Raw genomic sequence first — 15,476 nt, 5'->3', positions numbered from 1 at the left:
TTATCCCCTCTCTCCTTCAATACTTACAGGTCCAAGTGGGTATTCAACATTAGGGTAAGCTACCCATTCTTTGAATGAGGCTCTAGCCCCTGGAAAACCAATCATTTTCCAACTCGCTAAATTTTTATTGCCGCTATGAATAGGATCTGCAAAGTAGCCTTCTTTGGTATTCTGTAATAAGAAAGAGAAAAACTGCATTGAGCTAAGATCAGAAAATTGAATTTCACCTAATTGTAACTGACTAAGCACCATGTCTTTTTCACTGTCTGATAGTTCTGCAAAGGATTTTTGATAGGTTTGATGGCAGTAATCTTCTGTTGCTTTAATCCCTTGTCTGTAGGTTTGCGCAGGTGTAAGAGATGATTGATAGCCCATTTCTGGTTTAGCAGATAAAAATGGCGGTTGCATATACCAATCTAGAGCGTTACCGAATCTCCCTTGCATTTGCTTGTCAATAAATACCGGAACATTAGTGTCTAAAGCACCGGGTCCAGTAGCATCTGCAGGTATAAGGCGATCGGTTGCTGCTAGGATGAATGCCCATTCATTAGCAGAAAAGTAGCTTGGTTTATATTCCCCTAAATCAATATCTAAAGGTTGAGCAAGGGTTGGTATAACTAGATTCGGGGCCATAGCGACTACTGAAATAGCGATTGTCGCTTCTTTTAAAAATTTTCTTCTGGAGTTGTTTAGCGGTTTTATTATATTCATCATCTTTCCTAAATAGATAACGTACCAATATAGATACCGTACCAATATAGAACACTATATTTACTATATAGAATAATAAATATAGTGTTTTCAATCAGTATACGAAATCAGGCTAAGCTAATAAATACATTAATGAGTTAATATGATTATTCTCGATTAATAATTATTTAACTGAGTGCTTTTGTAAATTCCCGGTGTTATTTAATTCATCTATGTAACAAAAGTAATAATATTTATAAATTATTTAACATTATTAATGTACCAGCTAGATTTTGCCATTAGCTATAACGTTGATAAAATTATAAATTAAAGAATAAACTGATATTTAAAGATAATCACGGAAGTGTCAGAATGTAAACTTAACTGTAATTTAAATAGTTAAGCTGACGTACATATGATTAACTTATTGTTTTTATGGAGATATAACGCTGATCAGCACCTTCGCTGTTAATTAGATTAGCGTGAAGACTGTTAGTATTTATCATTTTTCACTCATTAGAAACTTAATTTAATAAGATATAACTTTTATTAATATAAAGAAGTTGTTTTATTTAAATCATATTATCATATCATTTTTATAGCTAGTTAAGTTAACCTATTCCCACTTATATTTTTGATACCTTTAATAAGTTGGCCTAGAGAAAGTTTATTCTAATTTTTAAAGGGCGCCCATTTTCTTTGTGTATATGTAGAGTCAGGCCCCGAGGCGAATTCTTTTCATTTAAGTCTATTACGCAATGTTAGCATTCCTTACCTATATTAATAATAAAATGAAAAAATTCGTATTATAAGCATAATTAATGAATCAATTGTGGTGAAGCCCTAAATATACTTATTCAAAAAATTATCTGGTCATTCAGCGGGCGTTCTGCGCCTTTTTGGCCAGTAATAGGATAAGCATAGAGTTGTTCTCGGCAACAGCTCCTGCGTTGCTCTATCTCCTGCATCTGACCGCTATGGATGGTGGGAATATGTTTTTGTAAGGAAAAAATAGACCATGCAGCCGTACGTCAAAATCCTATTAAGCAGCATAGAAGGTGCAAAAATCTGTCCTTGGGAGCCACTCAGGCTTTCCTTTTATTTGTTGTATTGTTTTACAAGGGAACAACCATTTTTTCAACAATGCGCCTTAAACTGAAAAACTGAGTCTGTTTGCACAATTAACCAGCATCAAAGATGATGGGTGACAAGGGGATTGTTTTAATGAATATTAAATGTGTGATTTTTCAGTAGAAGCGGACTGCTATATGCAAAATTTATTCGTTGTGATAAATACCGTTAAATGTAAATTGTCTTTTAAAGTGGAATTTTTTAACTTTAATGATAAAAAATTCGCAATGCTACAAAAGCCATCACGAATAATATTGTAAAAAAGAGTTAAGTCAAAATATTAAGATTTGTCTTTTAATAAACCTCTGCTGCGTAACAGTGGTTCTATGCCGGCTTCTTTTCCTCTAAATTGTTTATATAACAACATAGGGTCTGCACTGCCACCTTTGGATAAAATATTGTCACGGAACTTTTGTGCGGTTTCAGGATCAAATATGCCATTTTCTTTGAAGGCTTCGAAGGCGTCGGCCCCGAGAATATCTGACCACAGATAGCTATAGTATCCAGCCGAATAACCGCCTGCAAAAATATGTGAAAAGTAAGTACTGCGATAACGGGGTGCTATTTCATTAATCAATCCCATTTTGTTTAATGAGGCCATTTCAAACTTGGCCGCATCACGAACGTTGCTATCTTGCAGCGAATGCCAATCAAGATCTAAATAGGTTGCCGCCATGTATTCAACCGTGGAAAATCCTTGGTTGAATTGGCTTGCAGCTTGAATTTTTTCAATCAATGACTGTGGTATTACTTCACCCGTTTGATAATGTTTAGCAAATTGGGCCAACACTTCTGGTTGCGTCATCCAGTTTTCCATTACTTGTGAAGGAAACTCAACATAGTCGCGGGGCACAGCGGTACCAGATTGTGAGCGATATTCCACATTTGATAACATGCCATGTAAGGCATGGCCAAATTCATGGAACAGGGTACTTGCTTCATCAAAGGTTAATAACGCAGGTTCGTTGCCGGCAGGGCGTGGGAAGTTAAGTACATTAACGACAATGGGTTTTGATTCAACATCGTTCATATTATATTGACGGCGGTACGAGTTCATCCATGCGCCACCGCGTTTACTTTGACGGACAAAATAGTCCCCCATAAATACCGCCATCAAACTACCATCTTTATCGTATATTTCCCAGGTGCGAACGTCTGGGTGGTATTTGGGCAAATCTGTACGTTCTTTTACGGTAATACCATATAAACGATTAGCAGTGTAAAACACGCCTTTTAATGTACTTTCAAGTGAAAAGTAAGGCTTGGTTTGTTGCTCATTAAAACTGTATTTTGCCACTCGAATTTTATCTGAATAGTACCACCAATCCCATGCTTCTATGGCGAAGCCTGCACCTTGAGCATCGACAAGTGCTTGCATATCGGCCACTTCATTTTTAGCTTGATTTAATGCAGCTGGCCACACTTTATCTAATAAGCCATAAACATTTTCTGGGGTCTTAGCTGTACGTTCTTCTAACACAAAATGAGCATGAGATTGATAACCCATAAGTTGAGCTCGTTGCGCTCGTAATGAGGCAATGTTAGCGAGCACTTTTTTGTTATCGAATTCATTATCATTATTGGCTTTAGAAACATACGCTTTATAAAGTGTTTCACGCAACTGTCTATTATCTGCATAGGTCAAAAAAGGTGTTATTGATGGGCGATGAGGTGTGAAAATCCATTTGCCAGGATGGCCAAGTCTAGTCGCTTTGCGTGCTGCCGTATCAATCACATCTTTTGGTAAACCAGATAAATCATCTTGGTTATCGATGATAAGTTGAAAGTCATTGGTTTCGGCTAATACATTGTCGCCGAATGTTAGACTTAGCTTACCAATTTGTTCATTTAAGCTTCGAAGTTTCAGTTTATCATCTGCAGATAAATTGGCGCCGCCGCGGGTAAATGATTTGTATGTATCGTCGAGTAACTTAGCTTGTGCAGTATTAAGCGGCAAGTTATCACGTTGCTCATAAACGGTTTTAACCCGTTTAAACAGTTTGTCATTAAGGTAAATATCATCTTGTGATGATGATAGTTTAGGTGAAATCTGTTTGGATATGGCCTGTAGTTCGTCGTTTGTATCTGCTCCGGTTAAATTAAAGAAGACGTTGGCTACACGGGTTAATAAGTTACCTGAAAACTCCATCGCTTCAATCGTATTGGAAAATGTTGGCGCTTGTGGATTGTTTGCTATAACACTAATTTGTTGTTGGAGTTCAGCCATACCAGCTTCAAAAGCGGGAAGATAATCATCTGTGGTGATATTTGCAAAATCAGGTATTTCGAAAAATGTGCCGTAAGGTTTAAAAAATGGATTGTCGGCATGTTGCTGTTTTATTTGCGTTACAGATAAAACCATCTCAGTGGTTGTTTCTGCCGTTGGGGAAGAGCATGCACTTAAAGCGAATACAACGGCAATACCAGCGAAAAGTGGTTTAAGGGATGAGCCCTTCATAGTTTTTCCTTTTTATGTTAAGCCTTTAGTCGCAATAAAGCGACTTGTTAACGAGCTTAATTTGATATTTATGTTTTTTTCAGAGTAAATACTACCTATTTTTATTCACTATTTTGTGATTAGTTTGTAACAAAAAAACCGAGCACCCTTAGGTTGCTCGGTTTTTTTATAATGGGTTTGTTGATTTAAAAAAACACATTATATTAAGGCTTTAAAATTACCTTTACTGAGGCATCAACATCTGCTTCGTCAATATAACCAATAGCATTGGGATTGCTGGCAACCGCTGATTTCATCGCAGCAGCATTAGGAACTGTTGTCGGTGGAGTCCCTTTACCAGTAAAGACTTGTTTTGACCAAAATGCTTTAAGTTGGGCATCAGACTTACCAGTCACGGCTTGGTGAAACTCACTGCGTGTGGCGTTGCCTTCTTCAAGTTCATAAACCACAACAGATGAGTTGCCTTTACCTAAAAAGGCTTTCTTTGCATCACTTGCTGACATATCGCCAGAAGCGCTGTTGCCAATAACCACTACGGCAGCGTTTGCTGAAACAATGGCAGACAAGCTTAGTGCTAATACACTGAATAACGTTTTCATTTCGACACTCCTTAGAATACTGCGTCAAATTTAACCGTGTAAATCAAGGTGTCATCGTAAGTGAATTTACCTGTTGTTGTGTCGATGCTGTTGCCCGAGAATCCGCCAGAGGTGTCACCAAAATCATCAGCATAAGTGACATCAAACTTAATAGCTAAGTTATCAATTGCATCCCAACGTAAACCTAAGCTATAGGCCATACGTTCAGCATTGAATGCCACCATTTGTATTGCTGCCGCTTCTGATACTGGTAAACGTTCTTCGTTATCTTGAGTTTTCATATAAGCCACAGTGACATAAGGCGTAAATTCATTTATGCGGTAACCTAATGTTAAATATCCAGAATCAGTATCTGGGCTAACGTTATCGACTTCAATTCGAGTCAACTCTGTAACTGCAATAAATTCACCGTTATCGTAACTTGCGCCCACACCAGCGAAGGTACCTTTTTCGTCATTCAGCTCCAAAACCGTGTAGTCTGCTTTAGTTACCACGCCAGGTGCTAACGTCACATCTACCTCGCTATTAAGATCTCCATCTAATTTAGCTTGACCGTAAACAGCACGTAAAGTCCATGTTTCATCTGTCCAGTTAACATTTGCCCCGATTAAATTACTGACATCAGTGCCAGTAGCTTTAATTGTTGATTCGCCGCCAAACATTTGCATTGTTAGAGTTGAGTCATCAAAATCAACATCATATGATACACCCGCACCTGTGTATGACGAGAACGGTACCGCGCCGTAAACTTCTACTGGTGGGCGTCCGAATGGTTGTGCGTAACCGACGTCTAAGTAGTCTGAATACATGAATAAAGGCACACGTAATTTACCACCACGGACTTTAATACCATTTTCGAAACGGTGTGATAAATAAGCCCATTCAGCTTCTACTTCCCAATCATATTTACCGCGCATCATTAGCTGTAATACAGCTTGAGTATTGTCAGAAATATCAAATGTTGCTTGCAGACCGAATTTGCTTTCCTCAGTGAAGTTAGCACCCGTATCTGCATTATTATATCCTGCATCATTATCGGAACTGATATAAGCACCACTGATAAAACCATTAAGTTTAACTTTGTCAGCTAGGCTTGCATTTTGTTGCGACTGCAAAGCTTGAACTCGTTGCTCTAATTGAGCTATTTTAGCATCAGCAGCTTCATCTGCAATTGCTAAACTTGGAATCATTGCCACTGATATGGCAACTGATAATATTGTTACTTTAAATTGCATGGTGTTACTCCTTGTTCATCATTCATATGCCCTTTGGGCTTATATTTTTGTTTCTGGTACAGCATTTACAATCAATCTTAAACCTTAAATTGATTTGTAATTGATTGTAGTTTTTCACTAATACTTTGGATATCAACACTAATACCTCCCATATCAGCGGTTGTCGCCCTGACTTTTTGTGCGCCACTTTCCATTTCGCTCACATATTGCTGGATCAAAACAGAAGTATTGTGTTGCTCTTCAGTAGCAGTGGCAATTTGGTCATTTACTTCAGATATTGCACTGACTTTATGTGTAATACTTGTAAGAGCATCACCTGCCATTGAGGTTGATTGAACACCTTTATCTGCCGTTTTAATACCTCGTTGCATAGCATCAACAGCTTGCTTTGAGGTTGTAGTTAACTCTTTAAGTACTTTTTGTATTTCTTGTGTTGATGTTTGTGTGCGAGAAGCTAGTGTTCTTACTTCATCGGCAACTACTGCAAATCCACGACCATGCTCACCCGCTCTAGCTGCTTCAATTGCGGCATTTAAAGCCAATAAATTCGTTTGGTCTGCAATGCTACTTATGCTCCCCAAAATATCGTTTACCTTATGGGTAAAAGCATCTAATTGGTTCACCACAACTGCTGTTGTTTGCACTTCATCAGCCAACTCTTTGATGATATTTACAGCATCATTAACGATGACAAATCCATTTTTTGCTTCTGTGTTGGCATTCTCTGCTTCTAATGAAGCACTCGATGCGTATTCAGCTATATGTGTAACACTGACAAACATTTCTTTCATAGCATGAGAAATCTGTTCGATAGCAGCATTTTGCTGAGTCACATTGACTTCACTTTGTTGACTGCCGTTAAGTAATGCACTGGCTACTTCATTTAAATGATCTGTTGTATGCTTAGTATCGGCAAAGGAAGATTGAAGTTTAGTAATAAATTGATTAAACCAATAAACAAGGTCAGCTATTTCATCTTTACCTTGGTATTGAATACGTGACCGTAAGTCTCCTTCGCCTTCAGAAATATTTCGTAATGACTGGGTCACATTGTCAATAGTACTAATAATAGATCTATTGACTAAAAGACCTACTGCAATCATCACAACCGTAGCTACAATACCAATAAGCATGACAATGTTTTCAGCTTGTTCAGTACTGGCAATAGTGGTTTGTATTTGTTGTTCAAACTGCTTAGCTAATTCTTGTTTCTTTTGTGCAAATTGTTTTACTAAGGTTTGGTAGCGTTTAGCATTTTCTGCAGCTTGAGCTTGTATTTTACTGAAATCGACATCATCTTTAATAAACTCAGCAGCTACGCTTCTGGCATTGTCATAATAAAGCGCAATGTCTCGTATCCATTGCTGGGTGTTATTGGCTTCGGTTGGCAATAATGTTGCTAGCTGATTTAAGTTATCGGTAATTTGTTTAACCATCGTTTTCGCAACATCTAAACTGTCTTCTTCACCAGTGGTTATTGCTGACTGAATTGTCTGATCTAATTGCAGTAATAATCCTTGGTTTATGGTCGCGAAATTAAGGGCTGGATATAACTGAGTTTGAAGTCCATTTAATCGTTGTGCATTATCTTCCCCTGTTTGATGGTTGATTATTAATGAAATAATAAATGACACAATAGCGACAAGTGTTAGTAGGGCAATTCTATGCCTGATTTTAAAATTAATTAGTTGCATGGGTCCTTTATTTATTTAAGTGTTGAATATTGATTATAATAACAGCTTCAATAATTACATAAAATTATTAATTATTACTTAATAGTGAATTAACTTAATCAAAGAGGTAATTATTCTGACAGTAAATATTTAAAAAACTAACACTACGTTTTAAACAAAAAACTATTATTTGTCTTGTTAGATTTTTTGCATGCAACCTGTTGATTTGCAGTTTATTATAAATCGATTATTTACTTTTAAATTCCGATTGATAATCTTGAACGTTTATTTGGTATTGTTACTCACAAGGTTTATACAAAATAATTCTTATTATAAAAAATTGATCTTAGATATCGATATCGGAAAAATAATAATTAAATTGTATGAATTATAAACAGTAATGATAACGACTTTAGATAAATAAAAATCGTTATCATTCTATAATTGGCCGTTTACGAAGTTAGTAGCCGATAGCAGCAGAACCTGAACGTCTTGGATCTGATGCACCAAAAAGACCTTGTTCTGTCATCATTATTGATTGAGTACTACCAATAGAGTTTTGGATTTTAATTTTATGCCCTTTTGCTTCAAGTAATGAAATAGTATCTTGATTCAATGTGTGTTCTACCCAGATAAAATCGGGTAACCATTGATGATGCATACGCGCAGCGGCTGTTGCTTCAGCAATATTAAAGTTATGATCAATAACGTTCATAATCATTTGCAAGGTAATTGTAATAATTCGCGAACCACCCGGACTACCAGTGACAATATAGGGTTTGCCATCTTTCATCACCATAGTCGGACTCATTGAACTGAGAGGACGCTTATTGCCTTCTACAGCATTAGCGTCACCACCAATTAAGCCATAACCATTGGGTGTGCCGGGTTTAGCTGAAAAGTCATCCATTTCATTGTTTAATAAAATGCCCGTGCCTTTAGCAACTAAGCCAGAACCATAACTAAAATTAAGAGTATAAGTATTAGCTACCGCATTGCCCCATTTATCAATAACCGAAAAGTGGGTGGTTTGATCGCTCTCATATGGCGCGAGATTTCCAGGTTTAATTTCACTACTGGGGGTCGTTTTATTAAGTGATATTTTACTGGCAATATCTTGAGCATATTTTTTGCTGATCAATTGTTTAACTGGCACGGTTACAAAGTCTGGGTCGCCTAAATACTCACTACGATCAGCATAAGCATATTTCATCGTCTCGGCCATAAGATGTAAAGTGTTTGCGGTATTGTGGCCTAATTTATCAATGGGAAATTGCTCGAGCACATTGAGCATTTCAATAATATGAATACCACCTGAAGATGGCGGCGGCATAGATACTACTTCATAGCCTCGATAATTACCCCGTACCGGTTCGCGCTCAACCACTTTATAGTTAGCTAAGTCTGTTAAACTCATTATGCCGCCGGCATTGTTAACTGTAGTCACTATTTTTTCAGCCGTTTCACCTTGATAAAACCCTTTACTGCCTTTCTGGGCAATTAACGATAATGAATGGGCCAATTCTGGCTGTTTAAGGATTTCATTAACTTGATAGTCGCTCCCATCGGCATGATAGAAAACCTCTGCAGAACTAGGCCATTGGGTAATGCGTGACTTAAGGCCACTCAGCGAATTTGACAAGTCTGAGGTGACCGAAATACCATTTTTAGCTAATGTCATCGCAGGGGCGATAACTTGTTTCATGCTCATGGTGCCATATTGTGTTAACGCAAGCTCCATTCCCATGACGGTACCCGGAACGCCGACGGCTAAACCATGTTCACGGCTCAGTTTCTCTACGGCATTGCCTTGTTCATCAAGGAAGATATCTTTGTGCGCTTTTGCTGGTGCCGTTTCACGGTAATCGATAGCAATGGTTTTATTTTGCTCGGCTAAATGCACTAGCATAAAACCACCTCCGCCAATATTACCCGCGCGAGGTAAGGTTACTGCTAGTGCGTATGCTACCGCTACGGCTGCATCGACTGCGTTACCACCTTGTTTTAAAATATCTACGCCAATTTGACTGGCTAATGCTTCTTGGCTTGAAACCATGCCATGCTTAGCATAAATTGGCTGAGCAGTTGCCATATCACTAAAAATAGACGTTTCATTTGCTTGGCTGTCAGCAATATAAACGGCCGGGTAGCAAAGTGTTAGTGTTAGTGCCGTACTTAAAAAAAGTGGTGTTAATTTAGGGAATCGTGTCACGATTAATCCTTGGCGTGAATGTAAAAATATACTGTGATAGAACATGCCACAGGATAGCAAAAATTGGTATGAGTTTTAACGCTTGAGTGTTAATTATTATAGGGTAGGTGTGGGTGGAACAAACACAAACGCGAGTTTATCAATATAAATTTGTTAATAGTATTAGCAATATAGATTCTTTAGTATGGAATACCTTTTTCGGGTCATCTCATCCTTTTACGCGCCATGAATATTTATCCGCTCTTGAAATGAGTCGCTGTGTTTGTGCTGAAACGGGCTGGACACCGATGCACCTTATGGTGTTGGATGGCGATAATATTATTGCATTAATGCCGCTTTACCTTAAAAGCCATTCTTGGGGTGAATATGTTTTTGATTGGGCTTGGGCTGAAGCATATGAACGCCATAATATAGGCTATTACCCCAAGCTTGTGAGTAGTGTACCTTTCACTCCCACTTCTGGGCGGCGTATTGGCATTGACCCAAGATTACCAAAACACGATCAGCAATCCTTGATTGACGGTATTAAAACCTATCTATCACAAACTGTCGTAAAACAGGGTTGGTCATCTTGGCATTGTTTATTTACCAATACCGAGCAACATCGACAGTTTGCACAAGTTGGGGCAATGGAGCGTGTTGGTTGTCAGTTTCATTGGCATAATCAAAATTATGCCGATTTTAATGACTTTCTGAGTACATTAACGTCACGTAAACGTAAAAATATTACTAAAGAGCGAATTTCTGCAAGGCAACAACTACAATTTCGATTTATTGATGGCGATAAGGCAAGTGCAGAGCAGTGGCAGAATTTTGTGCGGTGTTATCAAAATACTTATTTAAAGCGGTCTGGTCATAAAGGGTATTTGTCGGCAGCATTCTTTGAGCAAATTGCAGCAACTATGGGCTCAATGATACGACTATTATTGATTGAAAATAGTGACGCACAATTAGTGGCATCAGCATTATATTTTGTTTCAGACACACATTTATATGGTCGCTATTGGGGAGCGTTAACTGAATGTGACCATGTCCATTTTGAAGCATGTTATTACCAAGGCATTGAGTTCGCTATCGCTAATCAATTAAGCGTTTTTGATGCTGGTGCACAAGGCGAACATAAAGTAGCGCGAGGATTTCGCCCGGTTAAAACTACCTCAAGTCATTTTATTGCCCATGAAGGCTTTAATGATGCTATCGGTGATTTTTGTAAACAAGAACAATCTCATATCGACATTTATATGCAACAAATGTGTGAACAACTACCGTATAAGTCAATTGATAATACAAAAACATAATATGGAGCAATTTACACATCCATTGCTCTTTAGGGGTTAGCTTAGTGCTAACCAAATACCAACCAAAATCATCAAGCTTCCGGCAATACGATTCATCCAGCGGATATTATCGCCACGGCTTAAAAATAACCGTAAGCTTTTACCGCCGCTAGCATAAGCCAGCATAGACACACTTTCGGTGACCATTATTATACCAAGCAAAACGGCGAGTTGTGGCCCGACGGCATTATCGACATTTATAAATGGCGGTAATAACGAAATCATAAAAGCCCACCCTTTAGGGTTGGCAATCGCGGTAATAAATCCTTGGCTGATTAAACTCATGCGACTGGTTTTTACTTCAAGGCCAGTAATGATGGCCATTTTGCCTTTTGCGCGCCACATATTAATGCCAATGTAACCAAGGTATGCGCCACCCACCCATTTAAGAATATCAAAAACCTGTGGGTAATTTAGCATAATGCTGGCAACCCCAAGTACTGCTGCAATAGCGACCAAGGCCACGCCAACTAATTCGCCTAACATCATCCACAATGTTCTACGGACACCAATGCTCATGCCTAGGGTCATGGCTAATGTCATGCACATACCGGGGGTGATAGACACAAAAAAGAACGTTGGAATAAACACGGCGAGAACGGCGTAATCTGGCATTGGAAAGGTCTTTGATTAGAATGTAGATGGCAGAGTGTAAAGGCCTAAAATGATAAAAACCAGCATTTTGCTGGTTTTTATGTATCACTTCGTGTCTATAAAATTACAGCACGCCGCGTTTCATTTGGTCGCGTTCAATCGATTCAAATAACGCAGTAAAGTTACCTTCGCCAAAGCCAAGGTTGTTTTTACGTTGAATGATTTCAATGAAGATTGGACCAAAAAGGTTTTTGGTGAAAATTTGCAATAAATATCCATCTTCATCACCATCAACCAATATCTGGTGATGTTTGATACGGTCGTGATCTTCGCTCACCTGTGGCAACTTCTCGAAAATGGTGTCGTAATATTCTGGAATAATATCCAGAGTTTTGATTGACGTACCTTCCATTGCATCGAGTGAGGCCACAATATCACGACTTCTAAATGCGAGATGTTGAACGCCAGGGCCATTGTATTCGCCTAAGTATTCATCAATCTGATTTTTGTCATTGCCTTTACCTTCATTAATGGGGATACAGAAGCTGCCATCCGGTGAACGTAGTGCATAAGATACCAATGCAGTTTGAGCTCCGCTGATATCGAAATAACGCACTTCGGTAAAACCAAAAATGTCTTTATAAAAGTTAGCCCATTTTTCCATAGTGCCTTTGTAGACATTATTGGTTAAATGGTCGACTTCCATAAAGCCTTTCTCTGGCGTTACGATAGGCAGCTCCAAATCAACAAAGTCAATTTGATAGATATTGTTTTGTTCACCAAAAATGTCAATAAAATAAATTAAGCTATCGCCGATACCGTAAATAGCTGGGTAGGGCATGTCTTTATTGGCATCGTCGGCGGGTTTTGCACCGCGGGCTACCGCTTCTGAAAATGCAAACTGTGCATCTTCTACTCGCCAGCCCATCGAGCAAATGGCTGGACCATGAGATTTAGCAAATTCAGCAGAAAAGCCTGCCCGGCCTTTATTAAGTAAAAAATTGATATCGTTTTGTTGGTAGTAAACAATGTCATTATTTTTGGCTTTTTTTAACATCGAAAAACCAAAATCAATAAAGACTTGATGCATGTATTCCGTATCTGGACTGGCAAATTCGGTGAATTCGATACCTAAAAGTCCAAGTGGATTGAGTTCGCTAGCCATTTTGTTTTCCTTTATTTTTATGTCAACACGCCATCACTCTTAGGTGACTTGGGTTAGTTAAATTATGTGGTCTTAGTTTTCTAACCAAGAGCGGTTGTAATCATCACTCATGCAATTTTTTACATGAGACGTTAAGTTAAGTGGGTTGAAGGTATCTACCATCACCGCATATTCGTAGGTTTCTGTTTTACCTATAGAGGCTTCTGTGCGCCCAGGTTGTGGACCATGCGGCACACCTTTTTGATGCAATGTCATGTAGCCAGCTTCAATACCTGTGCGGCTCATAAAGTCACCGTCGACGTAATATAAGACTTCATCGCTGTCTATGTTGTTGTGGTAATAAGGTGCTGGAATCGATTTAGGATGAAAATCGTATGGGCGTGGAACAAAGTTACAAATGACAAAATTGTGTGCAGTAAACACTAAATGCTCGGACGGTGGTAAATGAATTTTGCCAACTTTTGGCGCATATTCACTGATATTAAATGCCCAAGGATAGACGCAACCATCCCAGCCAACTAGGTCAAATGGATGCCATTGCAGTGTCATTTTTTGATAGCGGTCACCAAATTTACACATTAACGGAAACTCACCTTTTTCAACCACGGCATCAGCCAAGGTTGGCGTACGAATGTCTCGTTCACAGTAAGGTGCAGATTCAAGCATTTGGCCGTATTCGTTTCTGAAATGCTTTGGCACTTCGACCATTGAAGATGATTCAATAACAAACAAGCGTACATTTTGATAATCGTTAAATTTAAGTTGGTACGTGGTCCCGCGTGGAATAATTAAGTAATCCCATTTATTGGTATCAATGACGCCGTATTCACTCAATAATTGGCCTTCACCCTCGTGAATAAACACCACTTCGTCAGCATAGGCATTTCGATAAAATTCATTGGTGTCTTCTGTCACCTTAGCCGTGTACATGGCGACATCATTATTGAAAAATATTTTATTTCGGGCGCTAAAAAAGTTGCCTTGGCAGTCGGCTTGGCGAGAGTCTAATTTGTAATTTTGAATTAAAGAGTCTTGCCATTGCTCACCATGAGATAACGAGTAAGGTTGAACGTCTATCGCTTTGGTTGGCATATTGTGATGATATTTATTGGAATAAATATTGGAAAAACCATGGGTTGAAAATAATTCTTCACGGTACAACTCGCCATTGCCTTTTTCGAAGGCAATGTGGCGTTTGGTCGGGATTTGACCTTGCTTAACATAGAATGGCATGTGATTGTCCTATGGTGAATCGACTGCGAATGTCGTGGCGTTTATGTTATTTATTGTTATGGCCTAATCGCATTAGGTAACCAATATGTGATCTAACTATCAATTTAGTGGTAAAGATCAACAAAAAAAAGAATAATAAATAACTCAACTTAATCAATTTTTTAGATGGTTGTGTTAACTTTACGGTTGTGTATTGATAATGAGACAGTGGAAATTCTATGCGGATAGATATAGATACCTTTAATGTATTGCAAGTACTTGTTGAGGAAGGAAGTTTTTCAAAAGCTTCAGAGCGATTACACAAGGCACAATCGGCGGTGAGTTATCAGGTTAAAAAACTGGAGCAACATTTAGGTGTTACTTTATTTAATAGAGAGCATTATCGCGCCGAGTTAACACCGGAAGGTAAGGTGATATTGGCTGAAGGGCAGCGCTTACTGCAACATTTAGCCAATATTGAACATCTTGCTAGCCGCTTTAGTGAGGGTTGGGAGCCCAAACTTGAACTGGTGATCGACGGCGCTTTACCAATGGAACCGATTATGGCGGCGCTTAAACGGATGTCAGAGCATAATATCCCTACCAAAATCCAACTCAATATGGAGTTTTTAGGCGGGGTGCAACACCGTTTTGAGCGTGATCAAGCGGATTTAATGTTAGTTAAAGATTACCGAACGGGACCGTCTTATTATCCTAAAGCACTGCCAACGATTACCAGTGTGTTGGTGGCATCATCACAACATCCATTAAGTCTGTTAAAGGCCATTAGTTTGCCTGAGTTACAACAACATGTTGAGTTAACCATTGAAGACTCATCCCCAGGTAAACGCGACCGTGATGAAATGCAGTTTGGTGGTGATAAAGTCTTTTACTTGTCTGGTTTTATTATGAAGAAAAATGCATTGTTAAAAGGCTTAGGATTTGGCTGGATGCCTAATTTTTTAATTGCTGAAGAATTACATCAAGGGCAACTGATTGAAGTCGATTTTATTGGTGGTAATCGGTTTAGTTTTACACCGCAATTAGTGTCCACACATGAACGTCCGCTGGGGCGAGCTGGGCAGTTGTTTACCAAACTAATTTTAGAAGAGTTTGCACAATATCAACAGCAACAACAATCAGGATTAAGTGGTGCTGGATTGGGTTAAC

At 38.7% G+C, this 15,476-nt stretch carries 11 protein-coding genes; 2 read left to right on the top strand and 9 right to left on the bottom strand.

The window, feature by feature from the left end; translation table 11 throughout:
• The 6 genes from ABIS04_RS11110 to ggt all read right to left on the bottom strand — a co-directional run bounded on the left by ABIS04_RS11110 (position 1) and on the right by ggt (position 9,998).
• Positions 1-714: a gluconate 2-dehydrogenase subunit 3 family protein gene (locus ABIS04_RS11110; RefSeq protein ID WP_350431101.1), complete on the bottom strand. Its 714-nt coding sequence runs from the start codon at positions 712-714 to the stop codon at positions 1-3.
• Between the two features lie 1,387 nt (positions 715-2,101).
• Complete coding sequence (locus tag ABIS04_RS11105) at positions 2,102-4,279, bottom strand: M3 family metallopeptidase (RefSeq protein WP_350431100.1); 2,178 nt, start codon at positions 4,277-4,279, stop codon at positions 2,102-2,104.
• A gap of 203 nt (positions 4,280-4,482) precedes the next feature.
• Complete coding sequence (locus tag ABIS04_RS11100; protein WP_350431099.1) at positions 4,483-4,878, bottom strand: phosphate ABC transporter substrate-binding protein; 396 nt, start codon at positions 4,876-4,878, stop codon at positions 4,483-4,485.
• 11 nt (positions 4,879-4,889) lie between these two features.
• On the bottom strand, positions 4,890-6,113 hold the full coding sequence (locus tag ABIS04_RS11095; protein ID WP_350431098.1) for a hypothetical protein: 1,224 nt from the start codon (positions 6,111-6,113) through the stop codon (positions 4,890-4,892).
• 77 nt (positions 6,114-6,190) lie between these two features.
• On the bottom strand, positions 6,191-7,807 hold the full coding sequence (locus tag ABIS04_RS11090) for a methyl-accepting chemotaxis protein (RefSeq protein ID WP_350431097.1): 1,617 nt from the start codon (positions 7,805-7,807) through the stop codon (positions 6,191-6,193).
• 439 nt (positions 7,808-8,246) lie between these two features.
• The gene (gene ggt / locus ABIS04_RS11085) at positions 8,247-9,998 is read right to left on the bottom strand and encodes a gamma-glutamyltransferase (protein WP_350431096.1); all 1,752 of its coding nucleotides are present in this window, start codon (positions 9,996-9,998) and stop codon (positions 8,247-8,249) included.
• A gap of 113 nt (positions 9,999-10,111) precedes the next feature.
• On the opposite strand from ggt, the gene ABIS04_RS11080 reads away from it, so the two are divergent.
• A complete protein-coding gene (locus ABIS04_RS11080; protein ID WP_350431095.1) occupies positions 10,112-11,296 on the top strand; it encodes a GNAT family N-acetyltransferase in 1,185 nt (394 codons plus the stop codon).
• 36 nt (positions 11,297-11,332) lie between these two features.
• On the opposite strand, the gene ABIS04_RS11075 is transcribed toward ABIS04_RS11080, so the two are convergent.
• From ABIS04_RS11075 to ABIS04_RS11065, 3 genes are all read right to left on the bottom strand, one after another.
• Positions 11,333-11,950, bottom strand: a complete 618-nt coding sequence (locus tag ABIS04_RS11075) for a LysE family translocator (protein ID WP_350431094.1) — start codon at positions 11,948-11,950, stop codon at positions 11,333-11,335.
• 103 nt (positions 11,951-12,053) lie between these two features.
• Positions 12,054-13,094 carry a 4-hydroxyphenylpyruvate dioxygenase gene (gene hppD / locus ABIS04_RS11070; RefSeq protein WP_350431093.1) on the bottom strand — a complete coding sequence of 347 codons (1,041 nt, stop codon included), beginning with the start codon at positions 13,092-13,094 and terminating at the stop codon, positions 12,054-12,056.
• 72 nt (positions 13,095-13,166) lie between these two features.
• Positions 13,167-14,327, bottom strand: a complete 1,161-nt coding sequence (locus ABIS04_RS11065; RefSeq protein WP_350431092.1) for a homogentisate 1,2-dioxygenase — start codon at positions 14,325-14,327, stop codon at positions 13,167-13,169.
• 218 nt (positions 14,328-14,545) lie between these two features.
• Here ABIS04_RS11065 and ABIS04_RS11060 point away from each other — a divergent pair, with 218 nt between their 5' ends.
• Positions 14,546-15,475 (top strand): LysR family transcriptional regulator, encoded by a 930-nt coding sequence (locus ABIS04_RS11060; RefSeq protein ID WP_350431091.1) that lies wholly within the window; start codon positions 14,546-14,548, stop codon positions 15,473-15,475.
• Position 15,476: the final 1 nt, after the last annotated feature.

The sequence above is a fragment of the Shewanella sp. H8 genome, from assembly GCF_040285065.1.
Classification (GTDB): domain Bacteria; phylum Pseudomonadota; class Gammaproteobacteria; order Enterobacterales; family Shewanellaceae; genus Shewanella; species Shewanella polaris.
This window is presented reverse-complemented; position numbering and strand designations above follow the sequence as displayed.